Raw genomic sequence first — 18,805 nt, forward strand, 5'->3', positions numbered from 1 at the left:
GGGTGTTCTCCGTTCTCGAGACGGCGTCGTCGCCGTCCGGTTCAGTGGTGTGGGGTCAGTGGTGTCGGGTGGTGGAAGGAGGGGCGACCGCGCGTCAGCCGCAGCTCGCCGCCGCGTACGGCGCCGTGGCCGTGGCGGTGGCCGGCTTGCCTGCGACGAACGCGGTGGCCGTCGCGGTCGCGGAGCCGGCGGGCAGCGCGGCGGTGCGGGTCGTGAAGGAGTGGGTCACGCTCTTGCCGGCGGCGACCTCCTCGAACGTCTTGGAGCCCGAGGTCGAGGTGACGACCATCTTCACCGGGAAGGCGTTCGGGTTCGTCGCGACGACCGAGAGGACGACCTTGCCCTGCACGCAGCGAGTCGAGGCGGTGGCGGTCGCCGTGATCGCGGGGGCCGCGGTCGGCACCGTCTGCGGGCTGACGCTCGTGAGGGTCGGGACGACCTTCTGCATCAGGCCGGTCGCCGGGTCGAAGGTCACCTTGTCGATGGTCGTCTCGCGGTGCTGGCCGTCTCCGCCGGGGATGGCGAAGCGGTGGTAGGCGATGTACCAGTCGTCGGTGCCGGGGACGTTGACGATCGAGCTGTGGCCGGTGGCGAGGATGCCCTGCGAGGGGTCCTTCTCCAGGATCACGCCGCGGTAGGTCCACGGTCCGTCGATGCTCGTCGAGGTCGCGTAGCCGACCTTGTAGTTCTCGGAGCCGGTGTCGTCGATCGAGTAGGTCAGGTGGTAGAGCCCGTTGCGGTAGTTCATGAACGCGCCCTCGCGGAAGTCCGTGAGGCCCGAGATCGTCTTGATGGTGCCGGCCTTGACCGAGAGCATGTCGTCCGAGAGCTCGGCGTACACGGGTGCGCCGTTGCCCCAGAAGAGGTAGCTCTTGCCGGTGGCCGGGTCGGTGAACGCGGCCGGGTCGATGGCCTGGCCGGACTTCACGGACTCGCCGTTGGTGATCATCGCGGTCGGCTGCGCGGTGAACGGGCCCATCGGGCTCGACGCCACGGCGACGCCGATGGTCTTGCGGTCGAGCGCCGCGTTGTGGCCGGAGAAGTAGAAGTAGTACTTCCCGCCCTTCTCGATGATCGTCGGCGCCCAGGCGTTGCCGGTCGCCCACGGGACGTTCCCGTTCGCGCCGTCCAGGGTGAGGATCGGCTGCGCGGAGCGGGTCCAGTCGACGAGGTTCTTCGACGACCAGGCGTAGAAGGTCTTGCCGCCCCAGCCGGGGAAGCCGTCCGAGGTCGCGTAGAGGTAGTAGGTGTCGCCGAAGACCGCGATGTTCGGGTCGGCGTAGAGACCCGGGAGGACGGGGCTCTTCATCTCGACGGCCTTGAGCGTCCAGGTGGTGGTCGCGCCGCCGCCGGCCGGGGTCAGCACGACGGTCTGCGGGGTGCGCAGGTCGCGGACGGTGCCCGAGGCGGGGCTCGCGGTGACGCCCGCGGCGGTGGAGTAGGTGGCGGTCAGCTTCGAGCGATCCGTGCCGGGCTTCACCGGGAGGGTGACGGTGCGGGTCGCCTGGTCGACGATCGGTGCGGTCTTCAGCACGTCGCCGGTCAGCGTCACGTCGGCCAGCACGGTGGTGTTGCCGGAGGAGGCGAGCACCTCGGCCGAGCTCAGCGCCCGGTTGTAGAGGGCGAACTCGCGGACTTGGCCGCGGAAGCGGTTGTCGGCGTCGTAGTTCGAGCGGCCGATGGAGTTGGCCGTGGTCGTGCCGCCGCCGATGTCCTTCGGGTCGGCCGTGACGGTGCCGCCGCCGACGCGGACGCCGTCGAGGTAGAGCGTCGCGGTGGTGCCGGAGAGCGTGTAGGTCAGCTGCGCCCACTGGCCGCGGGGCAGGGCCGAGCCGGAGGAGACGGTCTGCTCGGTGGTCCAGTTGCCGGTCGCGAGGCTGGTGCGGTAGTTGTTCCCCGAGGTGAACAGGTAGCCGTCGCCCGCGCCGCTCGTCGTGTTGCCGAGGCCGTAGAGGAAGTAGGCGCCGCTCTGCGCGGGGTCGATCCAGACCTCGGTCTGCACGGTGACGTCGGTGACGCCGGCGAGCAGGTTGTCCGGCAGCTTGATGTAGTCGTCGGTGCCGTCGAGCTTCACCGAGCCGGTCTGCCAGGCGCCGCCCGAGACGATCGTCGCGTTCTGGCCGTTGCCCGAGACGTCCTGCACCGTGGTGCCGGAGCCGCCGTCGAAGGAGTAGCGGAGGATCTCGCCCTTCGCGTTCACCGGCTTCGGGGTCGGTCCGGCGGTCGTGCCGCCGTAGGCCGCGTTCAGGCGGGCCTCCTCGGCGCTGGAGAGCCGCAGCACCGAGCCGTGACGGAAGGGCTTCGAGAAGGAGTAGGTGTTCGCTCCGGTCGTGCCCACCGGCAGCGCCGTGAACCGCATGTCCGCGAGGGTGTCGGTGACGTAGGCGGAGTAGCCGAACGAGTCGCCCATCACGACCCAGCGGCCGTCGGGCAGCTGGTAGACGGTGAGGCCCTCGAGGTGGTCGGCGAGGCCGCGGGAGGTCTCCTCGCCGCGGGCGATCACGCGGGTCCAGGGGCCGGCCAGGCTGGTCGCCTTGTCGACGACGGTGCGCCAGTCGGAGGTGGAGAAGCGGTAGTAGACGCCGTTCTCGACCGCGATGGTGGTGTCGATGATGTTCGGGCCGTCGGCGTTGTTGGTCGGCGAGTTCTCGTCGAGCCAGACCGTCGGGGCGGAGAAGGTCTGGAAGTCGCGGGTGGTGCTGACGTAGACGCGCAGCGCCCAGTCGTCCGTGTTCACCTGCGTCTTGTCGCGGCCGGACCAGTAGACGTAGTACTGGCCGGTGGCCTCGTCCCAGATCGCCTCGGGCGCCCAGACGTTGCCCGCGTTCGGCGCGCCGGCGAAGACGAGGTTCTGCTGACCCCAGGTCACGAGGTCGGTGGAGCGCCAGACGACGAGCTTCTGGCTGGCGTTCACCTGGTCCCAGGAGCCGCCGCCGGCGGTGCCCTCGGCGTGCAGGTCGGTGCCGAGGATCCAGTACTCGTCACCCGTGGGGGAGCGGACCAGGTGCGGGTCGCGGACGCCGAGCGTGCCGGCGAGGTTGGCGAGCACGGCCTTGTCGTTGTTGAGCTTCGACCAGTGCAGGCCGTCGGTGCTGGAGCCGAAGTAGATCTTCTCGTAGTCGGTCGACGCGAAGTGGGTCCAAAGGTAGCCCGCGTCGTACTCGGTGTCGAGGTTCGCGGGCGCGGCGGTCACGGTGACCGGGAGCTGCCGGGTGGCGGTGGTGCCGGCGATCGTCGCGGTGAGGGTGACGGCGGTGGCCGCGGCCTGGCGCTTCACGACGCCGGTGGTGCTGACGACGACGGCGTTCGAGGAGGCCCAGGAGACGTCGTAGGCGCCGGCCTTCGCGGGCAGCGTCACGTTGCCGCGGACGTCGCCGGCGTTGACGATGCTCAGGGCGTCGAGCGCCTTCTGCGCATCGGCGTTCGTGTTCTGCGCGGGCACGGTCGCGGTGAAGGTGCGCGTCTGCGTCGCGGAGCCGCGGGTGACGGTGGCGGTGAGCACGGCCTGGGCGCTGCCCGTGGCCGGCCGGGTGACGACTCCGCTCGAGGAGACGACGGCGGTGTTGCTGGAGGACCAGGCGATCGCCGATCCGTTGGCGCCCGTGGTCGGCAGGGTGAGGTTCGCGGTCACCGCGGAGAGGTCGCCGAGGGTCAGCGCGGCGGCGTCGCGGGTGGTGCGCGTGGCGTCGCTCGCCTGGAGGGTGGCGACGTCGGCGGCGCTGAGCGCGCTGCTGTAGAGGCGGAAGTCGCGCACCGAGCCGGCCAGGAACTTGTCGCCGGTGTAGACCGAGCGGCCGATCGCGTTCGCGGTGGTGCTGCCGCCGCCGATGGCGCCGGGGGTGATCGTCACGCCGGTCTGCTGCGCGACCTGGGTGCCGTCGAGGTAGAGCCGCGCGGTGTCGGAGGCGTCGTCGAGCGTGTAGGTGAGCGTCTTCCAGACGCCGCGGGCGAGGTCGGCGCCCGAGTTCACGGTCTGCTCGGTGGTCCAGTTGCCGGTCGCGATCGAGGCCTTGTAGCTGTTGCCCGTCGTGTACAGGTAGCCGTTGCCGGCGTTGCTCGTCGTGTTGCCGAGGCCCCAGATGAAGTACGGGGTGCCCTGGCTCGGCTTGACCAGGACCTCGGTGCTGACGGTGATCGAGCTGAGGCCGGCGAGCACGTCGTTCGGCAGCTTGACGAAGTCGTCGACGCCGTCGAGCGTCACGCCCGCGGCGCCCGAGGCGACCGCGCCGCCGGAGAGGATGCCGTTGCGCCCCTTGCCCGAGCTGTCGACGGCGACCGTGCCGCTCGTCTCGTCGAGCGCGTAGCGGAGGATCAGATCGTCGGCCGGGGCGGCTGCGGCGGACTGCGCCGTCAGCAGCGGGACGGTGAGTGCGAGTGCCGTCACGAGGACGACCGGTCGCAGGAAGGGCTTCATCGCACTTGCTCCTAGTTCGGCACCATTGCTGAAGGGAAAGGCTCCGGCACGCACCGGCGATGTTCACGGTAACACGATGTTGACGTCAACGCGACGGCAGTCTGTCACGAATTCTCGGACCCGCGCTCGACCCGCGCTCGACCCGCGCGAGACGTCGAGAACGGTCGCCCCGAGCGTTCCGAGGCGACCGTTCGTGACGGATCGAGTGGGCTGCGGCCGGGCGTCAGGTCCGGTTGCGGGCCATCACCGCGCGCTGCAGGAGCACGAAGACGAGCAGGATGCCGCCGGTGATGATGGTGGTCGCCTCGGGCGGGATGCCGCCGTCGCGGGTGATCAGGACGTTCATCAGGCCGAGGACGAGGGCGCCGATCACGGAGCCGAGGACGAAGCCGACGCCGCCGGTGAGCAGCGTGCCGCCGATGACGGTCGCCGCGATGGCGTCGAGCTCCCAGCCGGTGCCGGTGATGTTCTGCGCGCTGCCGAGGCGGGCGGTGTAGACCACGCCGGCGAGGCCCGCGAGGGTGCCGCTGATCACGTAGATGAGCAGCTTGGTCCGGACGACGGGCAGGCCCATCAGCGCGGCCGACGGCTCCGAGCCGCCCATCGCGTACACCGTCCGGCCGAGGCGGGTGCGGTGCAGCACGAAGAACGCAGCGGCGACGACGATGACGGCGATGATCACGCCGGGGCTGATCACGAAGTCGTTGACCTTCGGTCCGTCGATCAGCTTCATCGGCGTCGCGAGCGACAGCACGGCCGAGTCCTCGGGGAGGCGCTCGGGGACCGTGCTCAGCATCGAGGCGAGACCGCGGGCCAGGAACATCATCGCGAGGGTCGCGATGAACGGCTGGACGTTGAAGTACTGGATCAGCACGCCCGAGATCAGCCCGAACGCGGAGCCGATCAGCACCATCAGCAGCATCACGAGCCACGGGTTCCAGCCGCTGTTGATCAGCAGCACGCCGCTGACGCTGGTGAAGGCGATCACCGCGCCGACCGAGAGGTCGATGCCGCCGGTGAGGATCACGAAGGTGAGGCCCACGGCGAGGATGATCAGGTGCGCGTTGTTGATCAGCAGGTTCGAGATCGTGCTCGCCTGGAGGATGCGCCCGTAGGCGATCTCGCCGTAGACGATCATGCCCAGGAAGATCACCAGGGCGGCGAGGGTGGGCAGCTTGTCGAGGTGCTGGCTGAGCCACGAGGTGGCGGAGGAGCGGTTCGACTTCGCCGGAGGGGCGGGTCGGGTCAGCACGGCGCTCATGCGGGGATCGCCTCTTTCTGCGGGACGCTTCGGCGCGCCTCGCGACGGTTCTTGAAGGCGGAGCGGACCCGCTCCGACTGCAGCAGGCAGAGGGCGACGATGACGATCGCCTTGAAGGCGGGCGTCGCGGAGGACGAGACGCCGAGGAAGACGACGGTCTTGTCGAGGGTGGCGATCAGGATCGCTCCGACGGCCGCGCCCGTGATGTTGAACTTGCCGCCCGCGAGGGAGGTGCCGCCGACCACGACCGCGAGGATCGCGTCGAGCTCGAGCTGGTAGCCGGTGCGCGAGACGTCGACCGTCATCACGCTCGCGGTGGCGAAGACGCCCGCGACGCCGGCGAGGACGCCGGAGCCGATGTAGGCGGTCATCAGCAGGCCGCGGCGGTTGATGCCGGCGAGGCGGGCCGCCTTCGGGTCCATGCCGATGGCCTCGATCATCAGGCCGAGCGCGCTGCGGCGCACCAGGACTCCGACGACCACGACGATCGCGATGGCGAGCAGGAAGACGACGGGGAGTCCGAAGACGTAGCCGTTGGCGAGCCAGCGGAACGGCTCGTTCGTCGCGGCGGTGTTCTGGCCGCCCGTGATGACCTTCGCCAGGCCGCGGCCGGCGAGCATCACGACGAGCGTGCTGATGAAGGGCTGCAGCCCCACCACCGAGACCAGGATGCCGTTCACGGCACCGAGCACTCCGGCGACCAGCAGCGCGAGCGCGAAGGCGGCCGCGGCGGCGCCGAGCGAGTCCGGCGCGCCCTGGGCGTTGAGGAACTCCATCGAGACGGCGCCGGCGACGACCATGATCGAGCCGACCGAGAGGTCGATGCCGCCCGTCGCGACCACCAGGCACATGCCGACCGCGATCATCAGGATCGGGGCGGCGGCGCGGGCGATGTCGATCACGTTGCCGACGAGGTAGCCCGTGGTCGGGCTGACGGTGACGCCGAGGTAGCTCGGGTCCTTGACGACGTTGACGAGCAGCAGCAGCACGATGGCCACGGCTCCCCAGAAGTACTGACGGCGGATCAGACCCGCGAGGAGCGAGCCCCGGTCCGGTCGCGTGTCGCTGCTCATGATGCGGCCTCCTGCGTGGCGCCTTCGAGAACGACGACGTCCTCGTCGACGACTCCCTCTGCGGCGATGGTAGTGACGATCGACTCCGCAGTGACAGCGGGACCGTTGAGGATCTCCGCGATCACGCGGTGATCCTTGAGGACGATGATGCGGTCGCTGAGGCGGACGACCTCGTCGAGCTCGGACGAGATGAAGACCACGGCGACGCCCTCGCCGGCCAGGGCGACGACCTTCTCCTGGATCTCGGCCTTCGCTCCGACGTCGATGCCGCGGGTCGGCTCGTCGAGGATGAGGATCTCCGGGGCGGTGGCCAGCCAGCGCCCGAGGAGCACCTTCTGCTGGTTTCCGCCGGACAGCTTGCTGATCGGGCGGTCCGGGTCTGCGGGGCGCACGTTGAGCTCGACCAGGTACTTCGCGACGATCTCGTCCTTCTCCTTCTTGGAGAGGGGGCGGGCCCAGCCGCGCTTCGCCTGGACGGCGAGGATCAGGTTCTCCCGGACCGAGAGGTCGCGGATGATGCCCTCGTCGCGGCGGTTCTCGCTCGAGAACGCGATCTTGTGCGCGAGTCCGGCGGTCGGCGTCGCGACGTCGATCTTCTTGCCGTGCAGCGTGATCTCGCCGGTGTCGGGCTTGTCGACGCCGTAGATCAGGCGGGCGAGCTCGGTGCGGCCGGAGCCGAGGAGACCGGCGAAGCCGACGACCTCACCGCGGTGCAGCGTGAGGTCGGTCGCCTCGATCGAGCCCTTCTTGGAGAGGCCCTTCGCGGAGTAGAGCGGGGCCTCGCGGTAGAGGTGGTCGCTGTTCGCGCGCTCGGAGTCGAGGGAGCGCAGGGCGGCGATGTCCTTGCCGATCATCTTGGAGATCAGCGAGGTGCGGTCGAGCTCGTGGGTGAGGTACTCGCCCACGTAGGTGCCGTTGCGCAGCACGGTGAGGCGGTCGCTGATCGCGTAGACCTGGTCGAGGAAGTGCGAGACGAACAGGATCGCGACGCCCTCCTCGCGGAGGCGCCGGATGACGACGAAGAGGTTCTCGACCTCGTTCGCGTCCAGGCTCGAGGTCGGCTCGTCGAGGATGAGCACGCGCGACTCGCTGACCGTGGAGCGGCTGATCGCGACCAGCTGCTGCATCGCGATCGAGAGCGAGGAGAGCGGGCGGCGCGGGTCGAGGTGGCCGAGGCCGAGGCGCTCGAGGGCGCGCTTGGCGGCGTCGTGGGTCGCGCGCCAGTTGATGCCGAAGGGGCCGCGGACCTCGTAGCCCAGCATGACGTTCTCGCCGATGCTGAGGTTGGTGCAGAGGTTGACCTCCTGGTAGACGGTCGAGATGCCGGCCGCCTGCGCGTCCGCGGTGCCGGCGAGGCGCCGCGGGGTCCCTCCGACGACGATCTCGCCGCTGTCGATCTTGTAGACGCCGGTCAGCGCCTTGATGAGGGTGGACTTGCCGGCGCCGTTCTCGCCCATGAGGGTGTGGACCTCGCCCGGGAACAGGCGGAAGTCGACACCGTCGAGGGCTTTGACGCCGGGGAAGCTGATCGAGATGTTCTTCATCTCGACGATCGGAGGCGAATCCGCCATGTCGCGTCGTTCCGTTCTCGAGTGGCGCTGCTCTGCGCCGGAGGACGGAGCGACCGGGACCCGCGTGGGGCCCCGGTCGCCCCTGGTGGGGTGTGCTGCTTAGAACTTGCGGTCGGGCAGGGCGGTCGCCGCGGCCTCGGGCGAGTCGAAGGTCTCGCTCGGGACGACGATCGAGGACTCGACGGTCTCGCCGGCGAGGGTCTTCTCGACGGCGTCGAGGGCGGTGTCGCCGAAGAGCGGGTTGTACTCGGCGACGAAGCTGAGCTCACCGTCGGCGAGGGCCTGCAGGGCGTTCTTGGTGCCGTCGATCGTGGCGATCTTGACGTCGACGCCCGGGGTGAGGCCGGCCTCCTGGACGGCCTGGACCGCGCCGAGACCCATCTCGTCGTTCTGGGCGAAGACCATCTGGACGTCGTTGTTGTTCGACTTCAGGACGGTCTCGAAGACGCTCTTGGCCTCCTCGGTGGACCAGTTGGCGGTCTGCGCGCCGACCTTGGTGAAGGCGGAGTCGGCGCCGATGACCTCGTCCCAGCCCTCGTTGCGCTCGTTGACGACCGAGACACCGGCGGGGCCCTCGAGGGTGAAGTACTTGGCGCCGTCGGGGAAGCTGCTCTTGGCCCAGTCGGCGACCGAGGTGCTGACCGCGATGTTGTCCGGCGCGATGCGGGTGACGTAGAGGTCGGTGTTGTCCGGCTCGATGCCGCGGTCGATCAGGATGACCGGGATCTCGGCCTCCTGAGCGCGCTCGAGCGAGTCCTCCCAGCCGGAGCCCTCGGTGGCCGACAGCAGGATGATGTCGACGCCCTCGTCCACGAAGGACGTGAAGGAGTCGATCTGCGACTTCTGGTCGCCGTTGGTGGCGGGGGCGTACTTGAGGTCGTAGCCCGCGTCGGCGGTGAAGGTCTCCTCGATGTTGGTCTCGTTCGCCTGACGCCACGCGCCCTCGGGGCCGACGGCCACGAAGCCGATGGTGGTGACGTCGTCGCCTCCGCCGCCGGCGGCGGTGTCCGAGCCGCCGGAGCAGCCGGCGAGGCCGAGCGCGAGTGCGCCGACTGCTGCGAATCCGAGGAACTGGCCGAAACGCCTCGTGTTGTACATGGATCTCCTCCTTGAGATCACGGACGCGCGGGAGCGCCCGTGGGGTGCGGGCCCAGGGGCCCGGATGTGATGAGTGCAGTGCGGGCCTGGCGCCCGAGGTGCAGTGAGTGCAGGATGTGCGGTGGACGCCCGTTGCGCGATGACACGTCCGGGTGCGTCCTGGGCAAAATGTTACCGTGAACAATTCTTGTGACGCAACAGCGTTCCGGCCGCTTCGGTAACGATCGTGCATTAACGCCGAAGACCCGCCGCCTCCCGGGGGAGGGGCGGGTCCGCACGCGGTGCTCGCTTCATGCCGATCGAGCAGCCCTCGCAGAGGGTGCCCGCTTCATGCTGATCGAGTAGCCCTCGCAGAGGGTGCCCGCTTCATGCTGATCGAGTAGCCCTCGCAGAGGGCGTATCGAGATCCACCGTCGAAGAGACATGGGTCTCGATACGCCGCTCCGCGGCTACTCGACCAGCATGAAGGGGACCGCTCCGCGGCTACTCGACCAGCATGAAGGGGACCGCTCCGCGGCTACTTGACCAGCATGAAGGGGACCGCTCCGCGGCTGCTCGACCGGCAGGGGTGCGCCCCCGCAGAGGTCAGACGAGGGCGCCGCCCGAGGCGACGACCCGGCCGCGGTGCAGGACCAGGCGGTCCGGGTCGCGGTCCATCACGGCGGCCGTCGGGGTGTCGCCCCGCAGGACGACGAGCTCGGAGGGGTCGCCCACGGCGAGGCCGGGGCGATCGGCGGCGGAGGAGAGCCGGCGCAGCCCGCCGTCGATGACGGAGGCACCGCCCCAGGTCGCGACGGCGAGCGCGTGCTCGATGTCGACGTCGTTGTCGAAACCCTGACCGTGCGAGAGCAGGAACGCCCGCTCGAGCATGTCGCCGTTTCCCCACGGGGACCAGTAGTCGCGCTGGCCGTCCATGCCGAGGCCGACGCGCACACCGGCGGCGAGGAGATCGAGCAGCGGCAGCTCGGCGCCGTGCCCGGGCGCGATCGTGGTCAGCGCCACGTCGAGCTCGGCGAGGGTCTCGATGGCGGCGGCGACTCCGCGCGCGGGCGAGGACAGGGCGAACGCGTGCGAGATCGAGACGCGGCCCCGGAGTCCGTGCGCGCGGATCCGCTCGGCGATCAGGTCCATCGAGAAGAGGCCGAGCGAGCCGCGCTCGTGCAGGTGGATGTCGAGTCCGACGTCGTGCTTCTCGGCGAGGGCGAAGACGGCGTCGAGGTGGCGGACCGGGTCGCGGTCGATCTCGCAGGGGTCGATGCCGCCGATCAGGTCGCCGCCGAGCGAGAGGGCCTCGTCGAGCAGCTCGACCACTCCGGGCTCCACGAAGACGCCGACCTGGGGGAAGACGACGATCTCGACATCGCTGCGGTCGCGGTGCGCCTCGCGGGCGGCGAGCACGCCCTCGAACTTCTCGAGTCCGGAGTCGGCGTCCACCTGCGCATGGCTGCGGACCCGGGTCGCGCCCTTCTCGATCATCGTCCGGAGGGTCGTGGTGGCCCGCTCGGCGACCGGCGCCTCGGCGCTGCGCCAGTGCGCGCGGTCGTTCATGATCCGGCCCCAGCGCCCCTCCTCGCCGGTCCGCGGCCGGAAGGGCAGGCCGAGCCGCGTCGAGTCGAGGTGCACGTGCACGTCCGAGAAGGAGGGGACCAGGATCCCGCCGTGGCCGTCGACCACCGCGGCCGTTCCCTCGCCGGTCGAGCCCTCGCCGACCGCGCTGATCGCGACGATCCCGGTCTCGTCGACGACGACGTCGCGCGCCTCGCCTCCCCAGGGGCGGACGTCGCGGAGGAGCGTGGAGTGCGGCATGTGCAGGGCCTTTCGGGTGAGGGGGTGGAGGAAGGGGATCTCGATACGCCCGCTGCGCGGGCTACTCGATCAGCATGGATCGCCGCTGCGCGGGCTGCTCGATCAGCATGGATCGCCGCAGCGCGGGCTGCTCGATCTGCGTGAGCCGTCGCGGCGCGGGCTGGTCGATCTGCGTGAGCCGCCGCGGCGCGGGCTGGTCGAGCAGCCCCGCAGGGGCGTCTCGAGACCCGTCGCGGTCAGTCCGTGAACGTCACGTCGCTCAGGACGTACTCGCCGTCGGCGCGGGGCGTCCAGTCGAGGCCGGGAGCGACCGCGTAGTCGGCGTCCGGGGTGAACAGCGGGTCGATGTACGCGTTGTCGATGTTGGTCTGCGCGATCTCGGCGAACACCGCGGTGCGCTCGTCGCCGGTCACGGTGCGCTGCTTCTCGACGAGGGCCGCGAGCTCGGGCGCCTTCGCGTAGTCGTTCTGGCCGCCCGCGAAGAGGTTCGTGGCGGGCATGTCGCCGTCCATCGTCGACGGCGCCCAGGTGTTGAGGTACAGGCCCTCGACCGAGACGGTGCCGTAGATGATGTTCGAGAGGCTCGCCTGGTCGGTGCCCTTGAGCTCGACCGTCATGCCCGCCGCCTCGAGGTAGCCGCCGATCGCCTGCGCGATCTCGGACGAGAGCGGGATGCGCCCCTCCGTCGCGTACTGCAGCGGGATGGTCTCGCCGCTGTAGCCGGCCTCGGCGAGGAGCGCCTCCGCGGCGTCGGGGTCGTACTCGGTGGCGTCGATGTCGGCGTGGCCGGTCACGTCCGGAGCGACGATCTGGTCGTTCGCGACCGCACGGCCGCTGAGCACGCCGTCGACCAGCGACTGCTTGTCGATGGCGAGCCAGACCGCCTGGCGGATGCGCGCGTCCGCGAGCACTCCGGTGCTCGAGTTCATCCCGAGGAAGGTCACGCCGTTCGCGGTGCGCGAGGCGACGTCGACGCCGCTCCCGCTGAGCGAGTCGACCTGGTTGGGCGAGATGAGCGCGATGTCGAGGCTGCCGGACGAGACTCCGTTCAGCCGTGCGTCGGAGTCGCCGACGGTCTGGAAGGTGACCTTCTCGACCTCGGGCTCCTCGCCCCAGTAGTCGGGGTTCCTCTCGATGACGTACTCGACGCCGCGGGTGTAGCTGACGAAGCGGAACGGGCCGCTGCCGACGGGGGCGGCGGCGAAGCCCTCCGAGCCGAGCTCGGTGTAGACCTTCTCGGGCACGATCGAGATCGCGGTCGTGATCGACGGCCACGGCGAGAAGGGCGCGTTCAGGGTGAAGACGACGGTGGAGTCGTCGGTCGCCTCGACCGACTGCAGCACGCCCAGGTAGCCGAGGTTGTCGGAGTCGGGCGAGGCCAGGATCGTGCTGTAGGTGAACGCGACGTCGCCGGCCGTGACCGGGTCGCCGTTCGAGAACGTCGCGTCGTCGCGGAGGGTGAAGGTCCACGTCGTGAGGTCCTCGCTCGGCGTCCACTCGGTGGCGAGCGAGGGCTCGATCGCCCCGTCGGCGTCGAGCTTCGTCAGCTGGTCGAAGACGTTGTAGTAGTAGTTGTAGCCCGCGAGCGACCCGTCCATGATCGGGTCCGGCGCGCTCTCCGGCTCCGCCACCTGGCCGATGACGATGTCGCGGTCGGCCGAGGCTCCGCTCGAGGCGCCCGAGCAGCCGGTGAGGGCCGCGATCGTGAGCGCGAGGGTCGTGAGGGCGATGACGGGCGTGGCCCGGTTCCTGGTCATGAGCGGCTGATTCCTTCGGTCGGAGATGCGGCGGGTGCGAGGGGGGAGGCGGCCGGCGCGTCGGGGCGCTGCCGGGGGTCGGAGAGGGGGATCGAGTCCAGGAGCGAGCGCGTGTAGGGGTGCGCGGGGGCGTCGAACACCTGGTCGCGGGTGCCGACCTCGACGAACTCGCCGCGGTTCATCACCGCGACGCGATCGGAGAGGTAGCGCACCACGGCCAGGTCGTGGGCGATGAAGAGGTAGGAGAGTCCGCGTGCGGCCTGCAGGTCCTTCAGCAGGTTGATGACCTGCGCCTGCACCGACACGTCGAGGGCCGAGACCGGCTCGTCGAGCACCAGCACGTCGGGCTCGAGGGCCAGGGCGCGGGCGATGCCGATCCGCTGGCGCTGCCCGCCCGAGAACTGGCCGGGGCGCCGCTCGAGCGCATCCGTGCCGAGACCGACGTCGTCGAGGAGCGAGACCACGCGGTCGCGGGAGTAGCGGCCGGCGATGCGCAGCGGCTCCGCCACGATCTCGTGCGCCGTCAGCCTCGGATTCAGGGCCGAGTACGGATCCTGGAACACCAGCTGCATCCGGTTCTGCACGCTCCGGCGCTCGCGGCTGGAGAGGGTGTCGAGCCGGCGCCCGAGCACCTCGATCGAGCCGCTCGCGACGGGGTTGAGGCCGAAGATCGTGCGGACGAGGGTCGACTTGCCGCAGCCGGACTCGCCGACGAGCCCGAGGGTCTCGCCGCGGCCGAGCTCGAACGAGACGCCCTTGACGGCGTCGATGACGCGACGCGAGCGGAGGCCCGTGCGCTGGCGGAACCGCACGTGCAGGTCGTCGACCTTCAGCACCGCGTCCTTGAGCACCGCGTCCTTCGGCACCGCCGCGCTCACGCCGTCACCTCGGCGGCGAACCGCGGGGTCTGCCGTGCGAAGTGGCAGGCGGCCCACTGGTCGCCTCCGACGTCCTCGAGCAGCGGCTCGAGCTGCGTGCAGAGCTCCGACTTGGCGGGCAGCTCGCAGCGCGGCGCGAACGGGCAGCCGCGCGGGCGGTTCTGCGGCGACGGCGGCGACCCGGGGATCGCGTAGACCCGGTCGCCACTGTGCTCGGCCGAGAGCAGGCTGCCGAGCAGCCCCGCCGTGTACGGGTGCGTGGGGTGCGCGAAGACGTCCCAGACCGAGCCCCGCTCGACCACGCGGCCGGAGTAGAGGATGCAGACCACATCGGCGACCTCGGCCACGAGGCCGAGATCGTGCGTGATGAGCACCATCGCCGCGTCGGTCTTCGCCCGCACGGTGCCGAGGACGGTCATGATCTGCGCCTGGATGGTGACGTCGAGCGCGGTCGTCGGCTCGTCGGCGATCAGGACCGACGGCTCGTTCGCCATCGCCATCGCGATGACGGCGCGCTGCCGCATGCCTCCCGACCACTGGTGCGGGTAGGCCTTGGCGCGCTGCTCCGGGTCGGGGACCCCGACGTCGGTGAGCAGGCCCGTGACCCGGCGCCGCACCTCGGCGCGGCCGAGCGAGCGGTCGTGCACCTTCAGCGCCCGCCCGATCTGGCCGCCGACCCGCTTGACCGGGTTGAGGGCCGTCATCGGGTCCTGGAAGATCATCGCGAGCTCGCTGCCGCGCAGGCCCCGCAGCTCCTGCTCCGGCATCCCGAGCACGTCGCGGCCGCGGTAGTGCACGGTGCCGCCGAGCACCTCGAGCCCCGCGGGGAGCAGGCCGAGCACGGCGAGCATCGTGACGCTCTTGCCCGAGCCGGACTCGCCGACGAGGCAGAGGACCTCGCGCTCGTGCAGGGTGAACGAGACGCGGTCGACGAGGACGACGGTGTCGCCGTGCTCGTCGGTGTAGCCGACGCTGAGGCTCCGGACGTCGAGGAGGACCGCGCGGTCCTCGGGGGAGGCGGTGGTGGTCATCGGAGGCTCCGCTTCACGGATCGTCGTGACGTGCGTCGGACAGTGGTGGCCGAGCCCTCGGCGGTGAAGCGCTGGCTCAGCAGGTTGGTGCCGGCGACCGTGAGGAAGATCGCGACGCCGGGGATGATCGCGAGGTGGGGCGCCTGGCGGACGTAGTCCTGGCCCTCGCTGATCATCAGTCCCCAGCTGGGCGTCGGCGCCTGCACGCCGAGGCCGAGGAAGTCGAAGGAGGAGGTGAGCAGCATGACCGCGCCGATGTCGCTGGAGGCGAGGATCATCATCTGCACCGCCACGTTCGGCACGATGTGCCGCCGCACGGTCCACAGCCCGCCCGCGCCCTGGATCCGCGGGGCGAGGACGAAGTCGCGGTCGCGCAGCGCCATCGCGGTGCTGCGGGCGACGCGAGCGTAGCCGACCCAGTAGGTCGCGGCGAGCACGGTGATCATCAGCCAGACGCTCGGGCCGAGCGAGGCCGCCAGGGCGATCAGCACCAGGATCACGGGCATCGCGAGCTGGATGTCGGCCAGCCCCATCAGCACGTTGTCGGTCCTGCCGCCGACGTAGCCCGACCAGGTGCCGACCGCCATGCCGACGAGGCTGTTGACGACCACGATCAGCAGGACGATCCCGAGCGTGACCCGGCCGGCGAGCGCGAGCCGGCTGGCCTCGTCGCGGCCGAGCGCGTCCGTGCCCAGCCAGTGCTCCGCGAAGGCGCCGGGTGCGGCGAGCACCTTCGAGAGGTCCTGCGCGAAGGGGTCGTAGCCGGGCAGGAGCGGGTAGACGAGGGAGAAGAGGACGATCGAGGCGACCATGGCGGCGCCGAGGACCTGCAGCGCTGGCACCCGGCGACCGCGGGCGAAGGCGGTGGTGATGCCGGCGCGCAGGGCGCCGGTGCGGATGATCTCGGTGGTGGTCATGCGAGCCTCACTCGGGGATCGATGAGCCCGGACACGAGGTCGACGAGCAGGTTGGCGAGGATGAACAGCAGGGCGACGACGATCAGTCCCGACTGGACGACCGGGAAGTCGCGCGAGTAGACCGCGCCGAGCATCAGCTGCCCCATCCCGGGCCAGGCGAAGACGTTCTCGACGATGACCAGGCCGCCGAGGAACGAGCCGAGGCTGATGCCCGCGACGGTGAGCACGGGCAGGAAGGCGTTCGGCAGCAGCTCGCCGACGACCACGCGGAACCGGTTCTCGCCGCGGGCGAAGGCGGTGCGGGCGTAGTCCTGCGTCGACTGCTCGGTCAGTGCGTTGTCGAGCAGGCGGGTGTAGAGCACGAACTGACCCGTCGCGATGGTGAGCGCCGGCATGATGATCGCCAGCGGATCCCGGTTGCCGAGCGAGGGCAGCAGGCCCAGCCAGACCGACAGGACCAGCACCAGCAGCAGGCCGAAGAAGAAGTCGGGGATCGCCTGGCGGGTCGAGCCGAGGCCGAGCGAGAGGGCGCGGAGCCCGCGGGAGCGGGTGAGCTGGATGACGACTCCGGCGATCAGTGCGAGCGCCAGGCCGAGCACCAGGCCGACCGCGCCGAGCGAGAGCGACGCGGGGAGCCGCTCGAGCACCAGCTGCATCGAGGAGACGCCCGCCTGGCGGTAGGAGTCGCCGAAGTCGCCGGTGAGGAGCCCGCCGAGGTAGCGGAGGTACTGCTGCCAGAGCGGCAGGTCGAAGCCGAGGCGCTGGTTCAGGTCGGCGATCTGCTCGGGCGACGCGTTCTCGGTGAGCAGGAGCGCCGCGGGGCTGCCGCTGAGGCGGCCCAGCCCGAAGGCGATCGTGACGACGGCGAAGATCGTCGCGAGACCCTGGGCGAGTCGTCTGACGAGGTAGGGGCCCATCGCGCCGCCTCCGTTCGAGTGAGTGTCCGTCGTGCTGTCGGTATACAGAATTGCGCGATCTCTGTTTCGTGCGCGTCTCGGGAGGTTTCGGACGTGTAAACACTTCGCCGAGGATCTGTATCCGCAAATCCCGCAGATTGCCGGAAAGAGCGGCATATTTCGCGCTGAAGACCTCTTTCTGGATACCGAACTGCCATGCCCCGCTCGTCAATCTCGGGATGCGCTCGTCCCGGCAGTGCATACAGAATGAGCGCAGGAGGATCACATGTCGACACGCATCATCACGTCGGAGGAGTGCGAGGCGCTCACCGAGTGGCCCGGTCTGATCGCCGCGCTCGCCGACGCCCATCGGGCGCTCGCCGACGGCGGCGCGGTGCAGCCGGTGCCCGAGGCTCTGCGGATCCCGGGCGACGCCAGCGCCGACGGGCCCGCCGCCGTCCCGATGGCCGCCTTCGCGCCGTACCTCGGTCTCGCCTCGGTGAAGCTGCTGATCGACGCCCCGCGCAACCGCGCGAGCGGGCTGCCGCCGCAGCGCTCGACGGTGTCGCTCTACTCGGCCGACACCGCGGAGTGCCTGGCGCTGATCGACGGCCGCGCGCTGACGCGGCTGCGGACGGCGGCGGTCTCGGCGCTCGCGACGTCGGCCCTCGCTCGGCCCGACTCCCGGATCCTCACCCTGGTCGGCGCCGGCCCGCTCGCCCGCGAGCACGCGCTCGCCCTCGGCTCGGTGCTCGAGCTCGACGAGGTACGGGTCTGGTCGCCGTCCGGCTCCAGCGCCACGGCGCTCGCCGCGGAGCTCGTCGCGAACGGCGTCCCGGCCACGGCGCCGGAGGGCCTGGCGGACGCGGTGCGCGGCTCCGACGTCGTCTGCACCCTGACGCCGTCGGTCGAGCCGCTGCTCGACCCGGCCTGGCTCGCCGGCGGCGTGCACGTCAATGCGGTCGGCTCGCCGCCGCGCCACGGCTACCGCGAGCTCGGCGCCGACGCCTTCGCACGCGCGGACCGGGTCGTGGTCGACACCCGCGGCATCGCCTTCTCGGAGTCGGACAACGTGCGCCGCTCCGGGCTCCGGCCCGCCGACGTGGCGGAGCTCGGCGAGGTGCTGACCGGCCGGACCGCGGGGCGCTCGTCGCGCGACGACGTGACGGTGTTCAACTCCGTCGGCATCGGCCTGCAGGACCTGGCGGCGGGCGCCTACGTGCTCGCCCGGGCCGAGCGCGCGGCCCTCGGTGTCGAGGTCGAGACGCGGGCCGTCCGGTGACGGTCGCGCCGCCGACCCGGTTGAATAGGGGGAGCCGAGCGAAGGAGGCCCGCGTGACCGGCATCGCCCCCGAGGAGTCGCTGACGGCGCAGACCTACCGCACGCTCCGCCGCGAGATCATCCTGGGCCGGTATCCGCAGGGGTCGCGGCTGGTCGAGTCGACGCTGGCGAGCGAGCTGAAGGTGTCGCGGCTGCCGATCCGCGAGGCGGTGCCGCAGCTCGAGAACGAGGGCTTCGTGCGCACCCTGCCGCGGCGCAGCTCGCGCGTCTCGGAGTGGACCGCCGCCGATGTCACGGAGCTGTTCGACGTGCGCCTCAGCCTCGAGACGCTCGCCGCTCGCCTGGCCGCCCGGCGCGTGGCGGAGGGGGTGTCCCCCGCGCCGCTGCACGAGGCGATCGCGGCCGAGCACCGCGCCCTCGACAGCGAGGACTGGCTGCTCGTCGCCGAGACCAGCACGATCGTGCACGAGGCGATCGTCGACATCGCCGGCAGCGCGCTGCTCGGCTCGCTGATGCGGGCGGTCAGCGGGCGGATGACGTGGCTGTTCTACCTGACCTCCGCCCGCGACCAGCACCAGCAGTCCGACGAGCACCAGGGCCTGCTGGAGGCGATCCTCTCCGGCAACGACCGCCTCGCCGAGTCGATCGCCTTCACCCACATCGAGAAGGGCCGCGCCCCCTCGCTGCAGCTGCTCGGCAGCTAGCCCGCCGCGCAACTCGCTGAGGTGCCCGCTTCATGCTGATCGAGTAGCCCTCGCAGAGGGCGTATCGAGATCCACCGTGTGCAGAGGGTGGGGTCTCGATACGCCGCTGTGCGGCTA

Annotated in this window: 13 protein-coding genes; 2 read left to right on the plus strand and 11 right to left on the minus strand. The window is 70.7% G+C overall.

Annotated elements, in window-relative coordinates:
- Positions 1–94: 94 nt before the first annotated feature.
- The 11 genes from HQQ86_RS16795 to HQQ86_RS16845 form a co-directional block, all read right to left on the minus strand.
- On the minus strand, positions 95–4,414 hold the full coding sequence (locus HQQ86_RS16795; RefSeq protein ID WP_173289365.1) for a family 43 glycosylhydrolase: 4,320 nt from the start codon (positions 4,412–4,414) through the stop codon (positions 95–97).
- 223 nt (positions 4,415–4,637) lie between these two features.
- Positions 4,638–5,675, minus strand: a complete 1,038-nt coding sequence (locus tag HQQ86_RS16800) for a sugar ABC transporter permease (protein WP_173289366.1) — start codon at positions 5,673–5,675, stop codon at positions 4,638–4,640.
- Positions 5,672–6,748, minus strand: a complete 1,077-nt coding sequence (locus tag HQQ86_RS16805) for an ABC transporter permease (RefSeq protein ID WP_173289367.1) — start codon at positions 6,746–6,748, stop codon at positions 5,672–5,674. Before HQQ86_RS16805 ends, HQQ86_RS16800 begins: the two co-directional genes overlap by 4 nt.
- Positions 6,745–8,319 (minus strand): sugar ABC transporter ATP-binding protein, encoded by a 1,575-nt coding sequence (locus tag HQQ86_RS16810; RefSeq protein WP_173289368.1) that lies wholly within the window; start codon positions 8,317–8,319, stop codon positions 6,745–6,747. Before HQQ86_RS16810 ends, HQQ86_RS16805 begins: the two co-directional genes overlap by 4 nt.
- Positions 8,320–8,418: 99 nt before the next feature.
- Positions 8,419–9,417 carry an ABC transporter substrate-binding protein gene (locus tag HQQ86_RS16815; RefSeq protein ID WP_173289369.1) on the minus strand — a complete coding sequence of 333 codons (999 nt, stop codon included), beginning with the start codon at positions 9,415–9,417 and terminating at the stop codon, positions 8,419–8,421.
- A gap of 585 nt (positions 9,418–10,002) precedes the next feature.
- Positions 10,003–11,223, minus strand: coding sequence for an amidohydrolase family protein (locus tag HQQ86_RS16820; RefSeq protein WP_173289370.1), 1,221 nt, complete (start codon positions 11,221–11,223; stop codon positions 10,003–10,005).
- A 236-nt stretch (positions 11,224–11,459) separates the two neighbouring features.
- Positions 11,460–12,980, minus strand: coding sequence for an ABC transporter substrate-binding protein (locus tag HQQ86_RS16825; RefSeq protein WP_173289371.1), 1,521 nt, complete (start codon positions 12,978–12,980; stop codon positions 11,460–11,462).
- Positions 12,977–13,858, minus strand: a complete 882-nt coding sequence (locus HQQ86_RS16830) for an ATP-binding cassette domain-containing protein (protein ID WP_173289372.1) — start codon at positions 13,856–13,858, stop codon at positions 12,977–12,979. Before HQQ86_RS16830 ends, HQQ86_RS16825 begins: the two co-directional genes overlap by 4 nt.
- Positions 13,855–14,889 (minus strand): ABC transporter ATP-binding protein, encoded by a 1,035-nt coding sequence (locus HQQ86_RS16835; RefSeq protein WP_173289373.1) that lies wholly within the window; start codon positions 14,887–14,889, stop codon positions 13,855–13,857. Before HQQ86_RS16835 ends, HQQ86_RS16830 begins: the two co-directional genes overlap by 4 nt.
- Positions 14,886–15,806 (minus strand): ABC transporter permease, encoded by a 921-nt coding sequence (locus HQQ86_RS16840; RefSeq protein WP_173289374.1) that lies wholly within the window; start codon positions 15,804–15,806, stop codon positions 14,886–14,888. Before HQQ86_RS16840 ends, HQQ86_RS16835 begins: the two co-directional genes overlap by 4 nt.
- Positions 15,803–16,723: an ABC transporter permease gene (locus tag HQQ86_RS16845; RefSeq protein WP_173289375.1), complete on the minus strand. Its 921-nt coding sequence runs from the start codon at positions 16,721–16,723 to the stop codon at positions 15,803–15,805. Before HQQ86_RS16845 ends, HQQ86_RS16840 begins: the two co-directional genes overlap by 4 nt.
- A gap of 265 nt (positions 16,724–16,988) precedes the next feature.
- Between HQQ86_RS16845 and HQQ86_RS16850 the strand changes: the two genes are divergently transcribed.
- Positions 16,989–17,984 (plus strand): ornithine cyclodeaminase family protein, encoded by a 996-nt coding sequence (locus HQQ86_RS16850; RefSeq protein WP_173289376.1) that lies wholly within the window; start codon positions 16,989–16,991, stop codon positions 17,982–17,984.
- Between the two features lie 53 nt (positions 17,985–18,037).
- Positions 18,038–18,688, plus strand: a complete 651-nt coding sequence (locus HQQ86_RS16855; protein ID WP_173289377.1) for a GntR family transcriptional regulator — start codon at positions 18,038–18,040, stop codon at positions 18,686–18,688.
- Positions 18,689–18,805 lie beyond the last annotated feature (117 nt).

This window comes from Rathayibacter sp. VKM Ac-2857 (assembly GCF_013205025.1).
Taxonomy (GTDB): domain Bacteria; phylum Actinomycetota; class Actinomycetes; order Actinomycetales; family Microbacteriaceae; genus Rathayibacter.